The sequence below is a fragment of the Pseudaquabacterium rugosum genome (genome assembly GCF_038066575.1).
GTDB lineage: Bacteria > Pseudomonadota > Gammaproteobacteria > Burkholderiales > Burkholderiaceae_C > Pseudaquabacterium > Pseudaquabacterium rugosum.
The window spans coordinates 175,712-190,228 of sequence record NZ_JBBUTF010000008.1 but is presented as its reverse complement, the minus strand read 5'-3'; the positions used below and the strand labels follow the sequence as shown (position 1 = coordinate 190,228).

Here is a 14,517-nt window from a genome sequence, read left to right as displayed (position 1 = left end):
TGGTCACTGGCGCTCGCGCTGAGCCTGGCCGCCTGCGCACCGACGCCCGTGCACCGCCCCGCGGTGCGCGACGCCCGTCCGGCAGCGGTCGAGCCCGCGCCGGCCGCCGGCCCGGGCACGGCCGCGGGGCGGACCACCCCGGCCGGGCCCGACACCGCACAAGCCCCCACCGCACACACCGCGCGGACCGGCGACACGGCCGAGCCACCGCCCCACCGTCCCGCGGAGGTCGCCGCAGCCCAGAGCGCCCCGGGCGCCGAGGGCGCGGCCACCGCCGCCGACCCGTCGGCCCGTCGCCCGCCGCCCGCCCGCCCCCGCGCCCGCTACACCGCTGTCGACTGGCCGCAACTGCCGGGCTGGCAGCAGGACCGTGCCGCCGAACTGTGGCCGGCCCTGCGCGCCGGCTGCCAGCGGCCGCCGGCCGGCTGGGCCGGGGTCTGCGCGCGGGCGCGGGCCTTCACCCCACCGGATGACGGTTATGCACGCGACTTCATCGAACGCGAGCTCGCGCCCTGGCGCGTGGAGGCGATCGACGGCCGCGGCGACGGCCTGGCCACCGGCTACTTCGAGCCGGTGCTGGAGGCCCGGCGCCAGCGCCAGCCCGGCTTCGAGGTGCCGGTGCACCGGGCGCCGCCCGACCTGGCCCAGCGCCAGCCCTGGTGGAGCCGCGCCGAGCTCGACCGCGAGCCGGCGCGCCTGCGCGGGCTGGAGATCGCCTGGCTGGCCCATCCGCTGGATGCGCTGCTGCTGCAGGTGCAAGGCAGCGGTCGGCTGCGGCTGACCGAGCCCGACGGCCGCCAGCAGACGGTGCGCGTGGCCTATGCCGCGCACAACGGCCACCCCTACCGGTCGGTCGGCCGCTGGCTGGTCGACCAGGGCGAGCTGACGCTGGAAGGGGCCAGCTGGCCGGCCATCCGCGCCTGGGGCGAACGGGCCGGGCCGCAGCGCCTGCAGCAGATGCTGCAGGCCAATCCGCGGGTGATCTTCTTCCGCGAGGAGCCGCTGGCCGATCCGCGCACCGGCCCGCGCGGGGCCCAGGGCGTGCCGCTGACGGCGGGCCGCTCGGTGGCGGTGGATCCGCAGGCGCTCAGTTATGGATCGGTGCTGTGGCTGGACACGACCGAGCCGCTGTCGAGCACGCCGTTGCAGCGCCTGGTGATGGCCCAGGACACCGGCACGGCGATCACCGGCGCGGTGCGCATCGACCTGTTCTTCGGCCTCGGCGCCCCGGCCGAGGCGCTGGCCGGGCGCATGAAGCAGCCGCTGCGGGTCTGGCTGCTGTGGCCGCGGGAGGCGGACTGAGGGCCGAGCCGGGCGGCTGACGCCGGTCAGCGCGCGCGCAACGGCAGACGCTCGCAGCGGGTCAGCAGATCGCCGGGCGCCACGGCGGTGTCGATCCACAGATCGCAGGGCCAGTCCGCGGCCAGCAGAGACGGCACCGACGGGCCGTCGGCGGTCTCCGGCGCACGGGCATCGGCGGCGACCGGCCGCGCGATGGCGACCACACCGGCGGCATCGGCTCCTTCTCGGTCTCCGTCAGCGTCTTCGACCCCGACATCGCACGGCGCCGCGGCCCGGCAGCCCAGCATCACGGCCGGCGTGCGGTGCTGGGCAGCCAGCCGCTGCAGCCGCGTGAGTTCATCGGCCCGCAGAGGGCGGCCGACGTCGAGCACCACGCTCATCCCGCACTGCAGGGCCAGCGCGACGCGCGGCAACACCCGCTCGCCCGCCACCGGCACGGCGCACCGGCCGCGCCGCGCCGCGGGCGACGGTGGCGTCACGGCCGCGGCCGCGCCCAGGCGCAGCACGATGCCGCCCAGCCGTTCACCGAGCAGCCGCGCCACCGTGCTCTTGCCCGAACCGGGCGTGCCGACGACCAGCAGCAGGTGCTGGGCCAGCGGCTCGGCGGCCGCGACAGCCGGCGGCAGATCGACGAAGGTCAGGGCTCGGCCCATGGATGTGGTCTCCCGTGCCGGGATTCGGCACCGGCGCCCGCTCGGCCGCGCCCCCCTGGCGCGACCGGCGAGCATCATCGACGGCTTTGTTCCCCGATGGAGACCTGTCAGGCCGGACAAGCCGTGGCAGACATCACGCGCGCACCGCCCCATACATCCCGACACAGGGGCCGGAGACGGCGACCGTCGGGCCCGGGACGCCGCCCTTCAGCGCTCAGCGCCGGCCCGTGCGCGCGGCCGGCCAGGCCCGATCCAGATGGGCCAGCGGCAGGGCGCCATCGGCCTTGACCTCGCCCAGCGAGAAGCTGGTGTGGATGTCCTTGACGTTGGGCAGGCGGAACAGCACCTCGTGCGCCCAGCGGGAATAAGCCGCCAGATCCGTGGCCAGAACCTGCAGCTCGAAGGTGCCGGCGCCGCTGATGTAGTGGCAGGCGACGACCTCGGGCAGCGCGCGGATCGCGTCCTCCAGCGCCCGCGTATCCGAGGCGTTGTTGCGCTCGGCATCGACGCGCACGAAGGCCAGCACGTCCAGGCCGATGCGCCGGCGGTCGATCACCGCGCGGTAGCCGGCGATGTAGCCCTCGCGCTCCAGGCGCTTGACGCGCCGCCAGGTCGGCGCCGTCGACAGGCCGATGCGCGCGGCCAGCTCGGCGCTCGACAGCCGGGCATCCTGCTGCAGCGCGGCCAGGATGGCGACGTCCCAGCGGTCGGGGCCGCTGCCGGGGGGCGGCCCGTCGTCGGCAAGGGTATTCCCTGAAACCAGGGCCTCACGATCAGACTGTTTCGTCATCTGCGACCTTTGCGCAAAGATCTTGCCGGGATTGTCGACCGCACGGGTGCGAAAGAAATCCGTTCACACCCGCGCCTGCCTAGACTGGCCGCACCACCACCCGCTGGGGACTGCGCCATGAACGCACCGTTGCCCGAAGCCGTACGACAGGCGCTGGCCCGTGCCGCGCTGGATGACCGCTACACCCGCGAACACGGTCGGGTCTTCATGAGCGGCGTGCAGGCGCTGGTGCGCCTGCCGATGCTGCAGCGCCAGCGCGACGCGACCGCCGGGCTCGACACCGCCGGCTTCGTCAGCGGCTACCGCGGCAGCCCGCTGGGCACCTACGACCAGGCGCTGTGGGCCGCGCGCGAGCACCTGGCCGCCCACCGCATCGTCTTCCAGCCCGGCCTCAACGAGGAGCTGGCGGCCACCGCCGTCTGGGGCACGCAGCAGCTGGGCTTCGATCCGGCGCACCAGAAGCACCAGGGCGTGTTCGGCATCTGGTACGGCAAGGGCCCGGGCGTCGACCGCTGCGTCGATGTCTTCAAGCATGCCAACCTCGCCGGCACCGCGCCGCTGGGCGGCGTGCTGGCGGTGGCCGGCGACGACCACGTGGCCAAGAGCTCGACCGCCGCCCACCAGAGCGACCACGTCTTCAAGGCCTGCGGCCTGCCGGTGTTCTTCCCCAGCAGCGTGCAGGAGATCCTGGATCTCGGTCTGCACGCGCTGGCGCTCAGCCGCTATGCCGGGCTGTGGACGGCGATGAAGACCATCCAGGAGGTGGTCGAGAGCGCCTCGGTGGTCGAGGCCGACGCCCAGCGCGTGCGCATCCTGCTGCCCGACGACGTGGTGATGCCGCCCGACGGCCTGCACATCCGCTGGCCCGACACGCCGCTGGCCCAGGAGGCGCGGCTGATGGACCACAAGTGGTACGCGGCGCTGGCCTATGTGCGGGCCAACCGGCTGAACCACACCGTGCTGCAGGGCCCGCACGACCGCATCGGCCTGATCGCCAGCGGCAAGGCCTGGAACGACACCCGCCAGGCGCTGCGCGACCTGGGGCTCGACGATGCCGACTGCCTGCGCCTGGGCATCCGCCTGCACAAGGTGGCGGTGGTCTGGCCGCTGGAGGCCTCGACCACACGCGACTTCGCCACCGGCCTGCAGGAGATCCTGGTCATCGAGGAAAAGCGCCAGGTCATCGAATACCAGATCAAGGAGGAGCTCTACAACTGGCGCCCCGACGTGCGCCCCAACGTGCTCGGCAAGTTCGACGAGGCCGAGGGCGACCACAGCGGCGGCGAATGGAGCCGGCCCGACCCGGCCGCCGGCACGCTGCTGCGGGCCAACGCCGACCTGAGCCCCTCGCTGATCGCGCGCGCCATCGCACGGCGCCTGAAGCATCTGGGCGTCGATGCCGACACCGCCGCGCGCATGGACCGCCGGCTCGACGAGATCAGCGCCCGCGAACGCGCGCTGGCCGCCCACGACGCCGCGGCCACCGGCGAGCGCCAGCCCTGGTTCTGCAGCGGCTGCCCGCACAACACCAGCACGCGCGTGCCCGAGGGCTCGCGGGCGATGGGCGGCATCGGCTGCCACTACATGGCGATCTGGATGGACCGCCGCACGGTGGCCTTCACCCAGATGGGCGGCGAGGGCGTGCCCTGGGTCGGCCAGGCGCCGTTCAGCACCCGGCCGCACCTGTTCGCCAACCTGGGCGACGGCACCTACATGCACTCGGGCCTGCTGGCGATCCGGCAGGCCATCGCCGCCGGCGTCAACATCACCTACAAGATCCTGGTCAACGATGCGGTGGCGATGACCGGCGGCCAGCCGGTCGAGGGCGCGATGGGCGTGCCGGCGATGACGCGCGAGCTGCAGGCCGAGGGCGTGCGCCGCATCGCCATCGTCACCGACGACGTCAGCCGCCACACCGCGCGCACCGGCCTGGCGCCCGGCGTCACCGTGCACCCGCGCGAGGACCTGGACGCCGTGCAGCGCGAACTGCGCGAGATCGCCGGCTGCAGCGCGCTGATCTACGAACAGACCTGCGCGACCGAGCTGCGGCGCCGCCGCAAGCGCGGTCTGGCCGCGGATCCGGCGGTGCAGGTGCGCATCAACGAGCGCGTCTGCGAGGGCTGCGGCGACTGCGCGACGCAGAGCAACTGCCTGTCGGTGGAGCCGGTGGACACCGAGTTCGGCCGCAAGCGCCGCATCAACCCGAGCAGCTGCAACAAGGACCTGAGCTGCGTGCAGGGCTTCTGCCCGAGCTTCGTCACCGTCGAGGGCGGCCGCCTGCGCGCGCCGACGCCGCGCACGCCGGACACCGGCCTGCCGCCCGACGAGCACCTGCCCGAGCCGGCCCTGCCCGCGCTGCACGAGGCCGACGGCCGGCCGCGGCCCTGGGGCATCGTGGTGGCCGGCGTCGGCGGCACCGGCGTCATCACCATCGGCCAGCTGCTGGGCATGGCCGCCCACCTCGACGGCCGCGGCGTGGTCACGCAGGACGCGGCCGGCCTGGCGCAGAAGGGCGGCGCCACCTGGAGCCATGTGCAGATCGCCGCCCGGCCCGAGGCCATCCTGACGACCAAGGTCGACACCGCCCGCACCGACCTGCTGCTGGCCTGCGACGGCGTGGTGGCCGCCAGCCGCGCCACGCTGGCGCTGCTGCAGCCCGGCCGCAGCCACGTGGTGCTGGACCTGCACGACACGCCGACCGCGCGCGGCGTGCTGCAGCGCGACGCCGACGCGCTGACCGCCGGCCCCGGCGGCCTCGGCGGACTGCCTCCGGGCCCGCACCGCGGCACGGCCACGGCGACCATGGCCGCGCCGGCCCCGACCGGACGCGCCCACGGCGCCTGCCAGCAGGCGCTGACCGAGGCCGTGGGCCGCGAGCGGCTGAGCGCGATCGATGCCCAGCACCTGGCCGGCCGCCTGCTGGGCGACGCGGTGCACGCCAATCTGCTGCTGCTGGGCCTGGCCTGGCAGCGCGGCCTGGTGCCGGTCAGCCTGCAGGCGCTGCAGCGCGCGATCGAGCTCAACGGCACGCAGGTGGCGCGCAATCTGGCGGCCTTCACCTGGGGCCGCCGCGCCGCGCTCGACCTCGGCGCGGTACAGGCCGCCGCCGGCCTGGAGCAGGTGATGCGCCTGGTGCGCCGGCCCACGCTGGACGCCCGCATCGCCCGCCGCACCGAGGACCTCTGCGCCTACCAGGACAACGCCTATGCCCGGCGTTATGCCGATCGCATCGGCCGCCTGCGCACGGCCGAGGCCGCGGCCTGCGGCGGCCGCACGCCACTGACCGAAGCGGCCGTCGACGCACTGCACCAGCGCATGGCGATCAAGGACGAGTACGAGGTGGCCCGGCTGCAAACCGACCCGGAATTCATCGCCCGCCTGACGGCCGACTTCGACGGCCCGGTGCGCCTGGTGCATCACCTGGCGCCACCGCTGCTGCCCGGTCGCGACGCCCAGGGCCGGCCGCGCAAGCGCCGCTTCGGCCCCTGGGTGCGGCCGCTGCTGCAGCTGCTGGCGCACGCCCGCGGCCTGCGCGGCCGCTGGTGCGACCCCTTCGGCCACACCGACGAGCGCCGCCACGAGCGCCTGCTGCGCGACCGGCTGGAGACGCTGATCGACGAGATCAGCGGCACGCTGCAGGCGCTGTCGACCACGCCGGGCGGGCCGCCAGCGGCCACCGTGCAGCCGCTGAGCGCTGCGGCGCTGGACCTGTTGCGCCTGTCGCAGCGCATCCGCGGCTACGGCCCGGTGCGCGAGGCCCGCGAGGCCGAGGTGCAGCCGCAGTGGCAGCAGGCGATGGACCGCTGGCAGCACCTGCGCGCGGCCGCGCTGCGGCGCGATTGAGCGGGCGGCGCAACGCCGGGCCGTGCGCGGTGCGGCGGCCGGGCGGCGTGGCCGGGTGCGGGGACGCAGTAGGGCAAGAGCGCAAGGGCGTGACGGCGTGACGGCGTGACGGCGACTCGGAACAGCCGACACGGCGGCACGGTTCCGCCGCTCGCATAAGCTCGATGCCATGGTCGCCCCCGCTTCTCCTGCCGTCCCCGGCGCCGTCGCCGACATCGCGCCTGCCGCCGCCCCCACCCCGGCCACCGCCCTCTGGCCCGCGATCACCACCGCGCGGCACGCCACCCTCCCGCGCTGCCCATGGTGGGTGGCCGCGCCGGAAGCCCCGTCCGGCCGCTGGCGGGCCGGCTCGGTCGCGCGGGCCGATCTGCCGGCCCTGCGCGCCTGGCCGCAGTGGCTGACGATCGACGGCGACGGCGACGGCGACAAGGACGGCATCACGCTGCAGGTCGCCCCCGAGGCGCGCGAGGCGGTGCTGGCCACGATCGCGCAGGCGCTGCGCGCCCAGGGCCTGATCCGCGCCTGGCGCGACGAGCTGTTCCCGGTGCCGGCCCTGCTCGACGCGCAGGACAGTCCGGGCCCGGTGCTGGCGCGCATCGAGCGCGCCAGCGCGCGCTTCTGGGGCTCGCTGACCTTCGGCGCCCATTGCAACGGCTGGGTGGCCGGCGCCGATGGCCGGCCGGCCGCGCTGTGGATCGCCCGCCGCGCCGACGACAAGCCGACCGACCCCGGCCGGCTCGACAACCTGATCGGCGGCGGCGTGAGCGCCGGCCAGTCCCCGCGCGAGGCCGTGCTGCGCGAGGGTTGGGAAGAGGCCGGCCTGCGGCCGCCGCAGATGGCCGGCCTGCGCAGCGGCCGCCGCATCCACGTCGCGCGCGACCTGCCCGAGGGCTTCCAGCGGGAGTGGGTCAGCGTCTACGACCTGTGCCTGCCGCCGGATCTGCAGCCGGTCAACCAGGACGGCGAGGTGCAGGCCATCACCCGCATGCCGATCGCCGAGGTCGTCGAACGCTGCGCCGCCGGCGAGCTGACCGTCGACGCGACGCTGGCCACGCTCGACTTCCTGCTGCGCCACGACCTGCTGGACACCGCCACACGGGGGCCGCTGGAAGCCGCCGCCGCGCGGCTGTGGCTGCCCACGGACCCGGCCGATCAGGCCGCGGACGCCGCGCGCTGACGCCGGCGGCGGAGCGGCCTGCAGGGCGGCCAGCGGTGCGGACGGCCCGGGCCGCACCCGACGCGCGGGCCGGGCACCGCCCAGCGCACGCGCCTCCGGCGGGTTGAAGCCGCTCCCGGCCCGCGGAACTTTCTGGCGCATTCAACGATCCTGCGCAAGGACCCGTTGTTGCGTTCAATCAAGTTGAAGTGCCGGCTCAAGCGGTCTGAACCGCCGAGGCCGGCCGGCCCCGCACACTGCCGGACATGGCTCACGCATCTCCCACCTCTTCCACCGGCCGCTACAGCGGCACGGCCATCGCGCTGCACTGGCTGCTGGCGCTCGGCATCGCCGGCACCTTCGGCATGGGCCTGTGGCTGGATGCCCTGCCGATGTCGCCGCTGAAGTTCAAGCTCTTCAACTGGCACAAGTGGGCCGGGGTCACGATCCTGGCGCTGTCGGTGCTGCGCCTGGTCTGGCGCCTGAGCCACCGGCCGCCGGCCGATCTGCCGATGCCGCGCTGGCAGGCCGTCGTCGCCCACGGCACCCATCACCTGCTGTACCTGCTGTTCTTCGCCGTGCCGCTGCTGGGCTGGGCCTACAGCTCGGCCGCCGGCCGCCCGATCGTGCTGTTCGGCGTGCTGCCGCTGCCGGACTTCGTGCCGGTCGACCCCGCCCTGGCCGACGCGATCAAGCCCTGGCACGGCAGCCTCGCCTGGGCCATGGCCCTGCTGGTGGCGATGCACGTGGCCGGTGCCCTCAAGCACCAGCTGATCGACAAGGACGGCCTGATCGGCCGCATGCTGCCCGGCCGCGGCTGAGCCCGCCGCCCGAGCGCCTCCGACCTCCCGGGCGCCGCCACCGGCGCGCACCCGGCCCATGACATCCGACCCCCTCATCCGCTCATGTCCACCGTTTCCACCGCCCTGCGCCTCGGCGCCACCCTGACCCTCGGCCTCGGCGTCCTGGCCGCTGCGCCGGCCGTCCGTGCCCAGCAGGTCGTGCCCGCCAGCAGCGAGATCGCCTTCGTCAGCAAGCAGATGGGCGTGGCCGTCGAGGGCAAGTTCAAGAAGTGGTCCGCCCAGATCACGCTCGATCCGAAGAAGCCCGAGGCCGGCAAGGTGGCCTTCACCATCGACACCGGCTCGGCCAGCTTCGGCGTGCCCGAGACCGATGCCGAGGTCGGCAAGGCGCCGTGGTTCAACGCCGCGAAGTTCCCGCAGGCTTCCTTCACCAGTAGCGCGATCAAGGCGCTGGGCGGCGGCAGGTTCGAGGTGCGCGGCAAGCTCACCGTCAAGGGCGTGGCCCAGGACGCGGTGGTGCCGGTGGCCGTGACCCAGTCGGGCGCGGCCAGCACCGCCACCGGCGCCTTCACCATCAAGCGCCTGGACTTCAAGATCGGTGAAGGCGAATGGGCCGACACCTCGATGGTGGCCAACGACGTGCAGGTGAAGTTCAAGCTCGCGCTGACCGGCCTGGCCCCGCTGTGATCCCGACGGACGGCAGGCGTTGCCGCCTGACGTCCGATGTGCGCGGCAGCGGAACCCCGGCCCCGGGCCGGTATCCGACGCGCCGACGATTCCCCCGGCGGGCCGACCCGGCCCGCTTTCCTTCCCTTCCGGAGTTCCGACGATGACCCGTACCGCCCTGACCCTCGCCCTGCTGGCCCTCGGCACCAGCGCCGCCCAGGCGGCCCCGGCCACCTACGCGATCGACCCGTCGCACACCTTCGCCACCTTCGAGATCAGCCACTTCGGCACCTCGACCAACCGGGGCCGCTTCGACAAGAAGGAAGGCACCGTCACCTTCGACAAGGCCGCCAAGACCGGCAAGGTCGAGATCACGCTGCAGACCGGCTCGATCAGCACCGGCACCGCCGCCTTCGACAAGCACCTGAGCGGCAGCGACTTCTTCAACGCCGAGAAATTCCCGACCGCCAAGTTCGTCGGTGACACCTTCGTCTTCAACGGCGACAAGGTCAGCGAGATCAAGGGCACGCTGACGCTGCTGGGCAAGACCCAGCCGATCACGCTGAAGGCCACCAACTTCAACTGCTACGAGAACCCGATGCTCAAGCGCGAGGTCTGCGGCGGTGACTTCGAGGCCACCGTCGTGCGCAGCCAGTACGGCATGGACTACGGCCTGAAGTGGGGCTTCAGCGACGCCGTCAAGATCGTCATCCAGGCTGAAGCCGTCAAGCAGTGATGCGGGTGCACGGGCCCGCCCGCCGGGCCTGACGCCGACACGCGGACACGCGGACGAACACGGGGCGCCCTTCGGCGCCCCGTCTCACGTCCGGGCCGGCCTCAACGCTCCGGCGGTGGCGTGGTGTCGACCTTGGCCTGCAGCGCGGCGCGCAGCTTCTTCAGCCGCTCGCGCGGGTCCTCGCGCACCTGCACCTCGTGCAGCTTCATCTCGCCGATGAAGCGGCTGGGCACGCCCTGGATGGTCTCGCGGCCCTTCTTGCGCCGGCGCAGCGTGCTGACGGCCAGCGTGCGGCGCGCGCGGGTGATGCCCACGTACATCAGGCGCCGCTCCTCCTCCAGGCGATGGGCGGTCATCTCCTCGTCGTCGGCCTTGAACGGCAGCAGGCCCTCGTTGACGCCGGCCAGCACCACGTGCGGCCATTCCAGGCCCTTGCTGGCGTGCAGCGTGGTCAACGTGACCTGGTCCTGCTCCTCGTTGCGCTCGGCCAGGCTGATGATGACGCTGATGGTCTGCGCCACCTCCAGCACCGTCTGCTCCTCACGGATCTGGTTGCTGCCGTCGTTGGCCAGCCCGCCGCCGCAGCGCTTGGCCACCCACTCGATGAAGTCCAGCACGTTGGTCCAGCGGCTCTGCGCGGCCTTCTCGTTGTCCTCGGTGTCGTAGAGGTGCTGCTCGTAGCCGATGTCCTTGAGCCACTCCAGCATCAGCGCCCGGGCCGCCTCGCCGCCGCGGGTGTGCGTGGCCCGGTGCTGCAGCTCGTTGACGTAACGGCCGAACTCATGGAGCGAGCCGAGCGCCTTGGCGCTCATCTGCGCGGCCAGGCTCTCGGTGAACAGCGCCTCGAACAGGCTGACCTTCCACTTGCCCGAGAACTCGCCGAGCTTGCCCAGCGTGGTGTGGCCGATGCCGCGCTTGGGCGTCGTCACAGCGCGCAGGAAGGCCGGGTCGTCGTCGTTGTTGACCAGCAGGCGCAGCCAGGCGCAGAGGTCCTTGATCTCGGCCTTGTCGAAGAAGCTCTGGCCGCCGCTGACCTTGTACGGAATCTGCGCGGCCCGCAGCTTCTGCTCGAAGATGCGGGCCTGGTGGTTGGCCCGGTAGAGGATGGCGAAGTCGCTGAACTTCACCACCTCGGCGCCCTGGGCGGCCTGGGCGCCGGCGCTCTCGACGCCGCGTGCCCGGATGGCCTGGATGAAGGCCACCGCGCGTTCGGCCTCGTGATCCTCGCCGTCGCACTCGACCAGACGCACCGGCTCGCCCTCGCCCAGATCGCTCCACAGCTTCTTCTCGAACAGCTTGGGGTTCGAGGCGATGACGTTGTTGGCCGCGCGCAGGATGGCGCTGGTCGAGCGGTAGTTCTGCTCCAGCGGGATGACGGTGAGGTCCGGCCACTCCTGCGGCAGGCGCTTGAGGTTCTCGATCGTGGCGCCGCGCCAGCCGTAGATCGACTGGTCGTCGTCGCCCACGGCGGTGAAGCGGCCGGCGCGGCGCTCGTCCGGATGGCTGACCAGGGCCTTGAGCAGCTCGTACTGCACGGCGTTGGTGTCCTGGTACTCGTCGACCAGCACGTGGCGGAAGCCGGTCTGCCACTTCAGGCGCGCGGCATCGTCGGTGGTCAGCAGCTTGAGCGGCAGGCCGATCAGGTCATCGAAGTCGACTGCCTGGTAGGCGGCCAGCCGCTCCTCGTAGAGCGCCATCACGCGGGCGGCCACCCGCTCGTCGTCGTCCTTGGCGGCGGCGGCGGCGGCGGCGCTGTTCAGGCCCAGGTTCTTCCACAGGCTGATCGTCCACTGCCACTGGCGGGCCAGCTTGTTGTCGGTGGCCCCGCCGGCATCGCGCAGCACGCCCAGCACGTCGTCGGAGTCCAGGATGCTGAACTGCTCCTTCAGGCCGACGCGCGTGCCGTCCTCGCGCAGGATGCGCACGCCCAGCGAGTGGAAGGTGCTGATCACCAGATCCTTGGCCGCCCGGGCGCCGACCAGCTCGCGCGCCCGCTCGCGCATCTCCTGCGCCGCCTTGTTGGTGAAGGTGATGGCGGCGATCTCCTTCGGGGCCAGGCCGGCCTCCAGCAGGCGCGCGATCTTGTGCGTGATGACGCGCGTCTTGCCCGAGCCGGCGCCGGCCAGCACCAGGCAGGGCCCGTGCAGATGGTGCACGGCCTGCAGCTGCGCGGGATTGAGCGTGGGCGGAGAGGTGGCCATGGGCGGAGCGATCGGCGGTCGATCGGGAAGCGGGGACGCGGGGACGCGGGGACGCGGAAGCGACGGGCGGGCGGGCACGGCGCAGGCCGGCCGCGGTACGGCGGCGCCGCGACCGAGCGCGGCGGGCGGCGGATCTTAGCGCCGGCCGGCCGGCGGGCCCGGACGCGCGCCCGACGCGGCCTGAAGGACTTGTTCAGCAGGTCTGAAGAAAAACCCGGGTTTCCACCAGGTTCGGGACTGGTGGAAACCCTGATTCACCCGCATGATGTCTGCACGGCCGGACATCCCGGCCCCCCATCACCCCACAAGGAGCCGCCATGAGCCGCACCCTGATCCGCACCGCCAGCCTGCTGGCCCTCGTCGCCACCCCGCTGCTGGGCCAGGCCGCCGGCCTGGATCCGAACACCTTCATCGTCGGCCATCCGGCCAGCCCGCGCTGGACCGCCGCCCCGGTGCAGCATGCCAACGGCGAGCATCCGGCCGTGCTGCAGGCCCGCGCCGCCCGTGCGGCCCACATCGACGGCAACACCTTCCTCGTCCAGCCGCCGGCCGCCACCCGCTGGCTGGCGGTGGCCCCGCTGGCCGACGTGCAGCTGGCCGCGGCCGAGACCGCGGTGGCCGGCCTGGGCGTCGTCGCCCGCTGAAACGGCTGAGGCGGCGACAACGCCCTGTCGCCGCAGCCTGACAGGCGGCGGACGCGCGCCCATGCAGGGCTGCAGTCCGCGGCGGCGCGCACGGACGGCCGCGGCCCGGACACCGGCCGGATACTGCCGCCCGTCATGGCGCTGATCCTGTCGGTCACGATTCCCTTCTTCGCCCTGGTGCTGCTGGGCTGGCTGGCCGGCCGCGCCGGGCGCATCACCCGTGCCGGCATCGCCGGGCTCAACGGCTATGTGCTGACGCTGGCGCTGCCGGCGATGCTGTTCCGCTTCGGCCAGAAGGCGCCGTGGACCAGCTGGGCCGATCCGGTGGCCATCGGCCTGTACGCGGTCTGCGCGCTGGTGATGGTCGGCCTGCTGCTGGCGCGCGCGCGCCACTGGGGGCTGGGTCAGGCCGATGGCGCCTTCGGCGCGCTGGTCGGCAGCTTTCCGAACAGCGGCTTCATGGGCCTGCCGATGCTGGTGGCCCTGCTCGGACCGCAGGCGGCCGGGCCGGTGATCTGCACGCTGTGGGTCGACGGCTTCCTGACCAGTGCGCTGTGCCTGGCGCGCGCGCAGTGGCCGGCCTCGGACCACGACCGCGCCGAGCGCCGCGCGGCCATCGGCCGGGCGCTGGTCGTCGCGCTGCGCAATCCGCTGCCGTGGTCGATGGCCGCCGGCGCGGCCGTCGGTGCCGCCGGCTGGAGCCTGCCGCCGGTGCTCGACCGCGTGCTGCAGCTGCTGGGGGATTCGGCCTCGCCGGTGGCGCTCTACACGGTGGGCGGCCTGCTGTGGCTGGCCGGCCAGGGCACCCCGGCGACCGATGGCCGGACGGCCGCCCCGGCCGCCGGCGTCTGGCCCAGCGCCGCGGCCAAGCTGCTGCTGCATCCCGCCCTGGTGGCGCTGGCCGGCTGGCTGGCCCAGCGCGCCGGCGCGCCACTGGCCGATGACACCTGGCGCGTGCTGGTGCTGACGGCCGCCCTGCCCGGCGCCGGCAACGCCGTGCTGCTCGGCGAACGCTATGGTGCCGACGGCGGCCGCGTCGCCCGCATCGTGATGGCCAGCACCGCGCTGGCCCTGCTGAGCTTCAGCGGCCTGACCTGGTGGCTGACGCACCGCACGGCATGAGCGCCTGAACACGCCCGGGGCGCGGCGCTCGCCCCCGGCGGGGACCGCGTGCCGGCGGCGGCCGCCCGGCACCAGCGCCCGAATCCGCTGTGCGGAGCCCTTGATCACGCGCCCTCCAGAGACCTCGACGGACCTCGTTCTGGGGGGCACTTCGCACAGGACATGAGCAGGCGCCCCTAAGTCATTGAACCGACTGTGCTTTTCAGACTATCCCCGGTTTCTGTGGATAACTTTGTGGGCAAGCTGCTGAGCTGAACGCTAAGTGCTTGTCAGACGGGCCATGGCGGTCGTTTGCACGCTCCTGAGGCAGGACCATGCCTCCATATGAATCAATGACTTAGCGATGCCGCGGCGCAACATGGCGAGAGCACCGACGGATCGGGGGCCGATCCGCATGAATGGGGATAAGTCAAGCCCTGAGTGCGCGCTCACCCGCGATCTCACGACCCGCGGCAGCGCTGCGGTGCAGCCGCGTCCCGGCGAAAGGCAGGGATGCGCCGCGGCCGCACCAGGATGTCCGGGCCCGTCATTTGCTTGCTGACGGGCCGGCGTCCCGGGCCCGGCCGATGCGCAGGCCTGAGCGGCCAGGCGCAGCGGACTG

Annotated in this window: 11 protein-coding genes; 8 read left to right on the top strand and 3 right to left on the bottom strand. The window is 73.5% G+C overall.

What is annotated here, in order from left to right; translation table 11 throughout:
* Positions 1-48: 48 nt before the first annotated feature.
* On the top strand, positions 49-1,302 hold the full coding sequence (gene mltA, locus AACH11_RS10880) for a murein transglycosylase A (protein WP_341374246.1): 1,254 nt from the start codon (positions 49-51) through the stop codon (positions 1,300-1,302).
* Positions 1,303-1,328: 26 nt separating this feature from the next.
* Here the strand turns inward: mltA and AACH11_RS10875 are convergent, their stop codons facing one another.
* The gene (locus AACH11_RS10875; protein ID WP_341374245.1) at positions 1,329-1,955 is read right to left on the bottom strand and encodes a P-loop nucleotide/nucleoside kinase family protein; all 627 of its coding nucleotides are present in this window, start codon (positions 1,953-1,955) and stop codon (positions 1,329-1,331) included.
* Between the two features lie 214 nt (positions 1,956-2,169).
* On the bottom strand, positions 2,170-2,745 hold the full coding sequence (locus AACH11_RS10870; RefSeq protein WP_341374244.1) for an Lrp/AsnC family transcriptional regulator: 576 nt from the start codon (positions 2,743-2,745) through the stop codon (positions 2,170-2,172).
* A gap of 117 nt (positions 2,746-2,862) precedes the next feature.
* Here AACH11_RS10870 and AACH11_RS10865 point away from each other — a divergent pair, with 117 nt between their 5' ends.
* The 5 genes from AACH11_RS10865 (at position 2,863) to AACH11_RS10845 (ending at position 9,949) form a co-directional block, all read left to right on the top strand.
* The gene (locus tag AACH11_RS10865; RefSeq protein ID WP_341374243.1) at positions 2,863-6,588 is read left to right on the top strand and encodes an indolepyruvate ferredoxin oxidoreductase family protein; all 3,726 of its coding nucleotides are present in this window, start codon (positions 2,863-2,865) and stop codon (positions 6,586-6,588) included.
* Between the two features lie 169 nt (positions 6,589-6,757).
* Positions 6,758-7,765, top strand: coding sequence for an NUDIX hydrolase (locus tag AACH11_RS10860; protein ID WP_341374242.1), 1,008 nt, complete (start codon positions 6,758-6,760; stop codon positions 7,763-7,765).
* Positions 7,766-8,010: 245 nt separating this feature from the next.
* Positions 8,011-8,565: a cytochrome b gene (locus AACH11_RS10855; protein WP_341374241.1), complete on the top strand. Its 555-nt coding sequence runs from the start codon at positions 8,011-8,013 to the stop codon at positions 8,563-8,565.
* 84 nt (positions 8,566-8,649) lie between these two features.
* Positions 8,650-9,234, top strand: a complete 585-nt coding sequence (locus AACH11_RS10850; RefSeq protein WP_341374240.1) for a YceI family protein — start codon at positions 8,650-8,652, stop codon at positions 9,232-9,234.
* 142 nt (positions 9,235-9,376) lie between these two features.
* Positions 9,377-9,949 (top strand): YceI family protein, encoded by a 573-nt coding sequence (locus tag AACH11_RS10845; RefSeq protein WP_341374239.1) that lies wholly within the window; start codon positions 9,377-9,379, stop codon positions 9,947-9,949.
* Positions 9,950-10,050: 101 nt separating this feature from the next.
* Here the strand turns inward: AACH11_RS10845 and AACH11_RS10840 are convergent, their stop codons facing one another.
* The gene (locus AACH11_RS10840; RefSeq protein ID WP_341374238.1) at positions 10,051-12,150 is read right to left on the bottom strand and encodes an ATP-dependent helicase; all 2,100 of its coding nucleotides are present in this window, start codon (positions 12,148-12,150) and stop codon (positions 10,051-10,053) included.
* Positions 12,151-12,467: 317 nt separating this feature from the next.
* Here AACH11_RS10840 and AACH11_RS10835 point away from each other — a divergent pair, with 317 nt between their 5' ends.
* Together AACH11_RS10835 and AACH11_RS10830 are read left to right on the top strand one after the other, a co-directional pair.
* Complete coding sequence (locus AACH11_RS10835; RefSeq protein WP_341374237.1) at positions 12,468-12,794, top strand: hypothetical protein; 327 nt, start codon at positions 12,468-12,470, stop codon at positions 12,792-12,794.
* A gap of 135 nt (positions 12,795-12,929) precedes the next feature.
* A complete protein-coding gene (locus AACH11_RS10830; protein WP_341374236.1) occupies positions 12,930-13,916 on the top strand; it encodes an AEC family transporter in 987 nt (328 codons plus the stop codon).
* Positions 13,917-14,517: the final 601 nt, after the last annotated feature.

Excerpts from the sequence above, each read along its gene's own strand:
- AACH11_RS10875 (WP_341374245.1), bottom strand. The coding sequence starts at position 1,955 with ATGGGCCGAGCCCTGACCTTCGTCGATCTGCCGCCGGCTGTCGCGGCC.
- AACH11_RS10870 (WP_341374244.1), bottom strand. The coding sequence starts at position 2,745 with ATGACGAAACAGTCTGATCGTGAGGCCCTGGTTTCAGGGAATACCCTT.
- AACH11_RS10865 (WP_341374243.1), top strand. The coding sequence starts at position 2,863 with ATGAACGCACCGTTGCCCGAAGCCGTACGACAGGCGCTGGCCCGTGCC.
- AACH11_RS10860 (WP_341374242.1), top strand. The coding sequence starts at position 6,758 with ATGGTCGCCCCCGCTTCTCCTGCCGTCCCCGGCGCCGTCGCCGACATC.
- AACH11_RS10855 (WP_341374241.1), top strand. The coding sequence starts at position 8,011 with ATGGCTCACGCATCTCCCACCTCTTCCACCGGCCGCTACAGCGGCACG.
- AACH11_RS10850 (WP_341374240.1), top strand. The coding sequence starts at position 8,650 with ATGTCCACCGTTTCCACCGCCCTGCGCCTCGGCGCCACCCTGACCCTC.
- AACH11_RS10845 (WP_341374239.1), top strand. The coding sequence starts at position 9,377 with ATGACCCGTACCGCCCTGACCCTCGCCCTGCTGGCCCTCGGCACCAGC.
- AACH11_RS10840 (WP_341374238.1), bottom strand. The coding sequence starts at position 12,150 with ATGGCCACCTCTCCGCCCACGCTCAATCCCGCGCAGCTGCAGGCCGTG.
- AACH11_RS10835 (WP_341374237.1), top strand. The coding sequence starts at position 12,468 with ATGAGCCGCACCCTGATCCGCACCGCCAGCCTGCTGGCCCTCGTCGCC.
- AACH11_RS10830 (WP_341374236.1), top strand. The coding sequence starts at position 12,930 with ATGGCGCTGATCCTGTCGGTCACGATTCCCTTCTTCGCCCTGGTGCTG.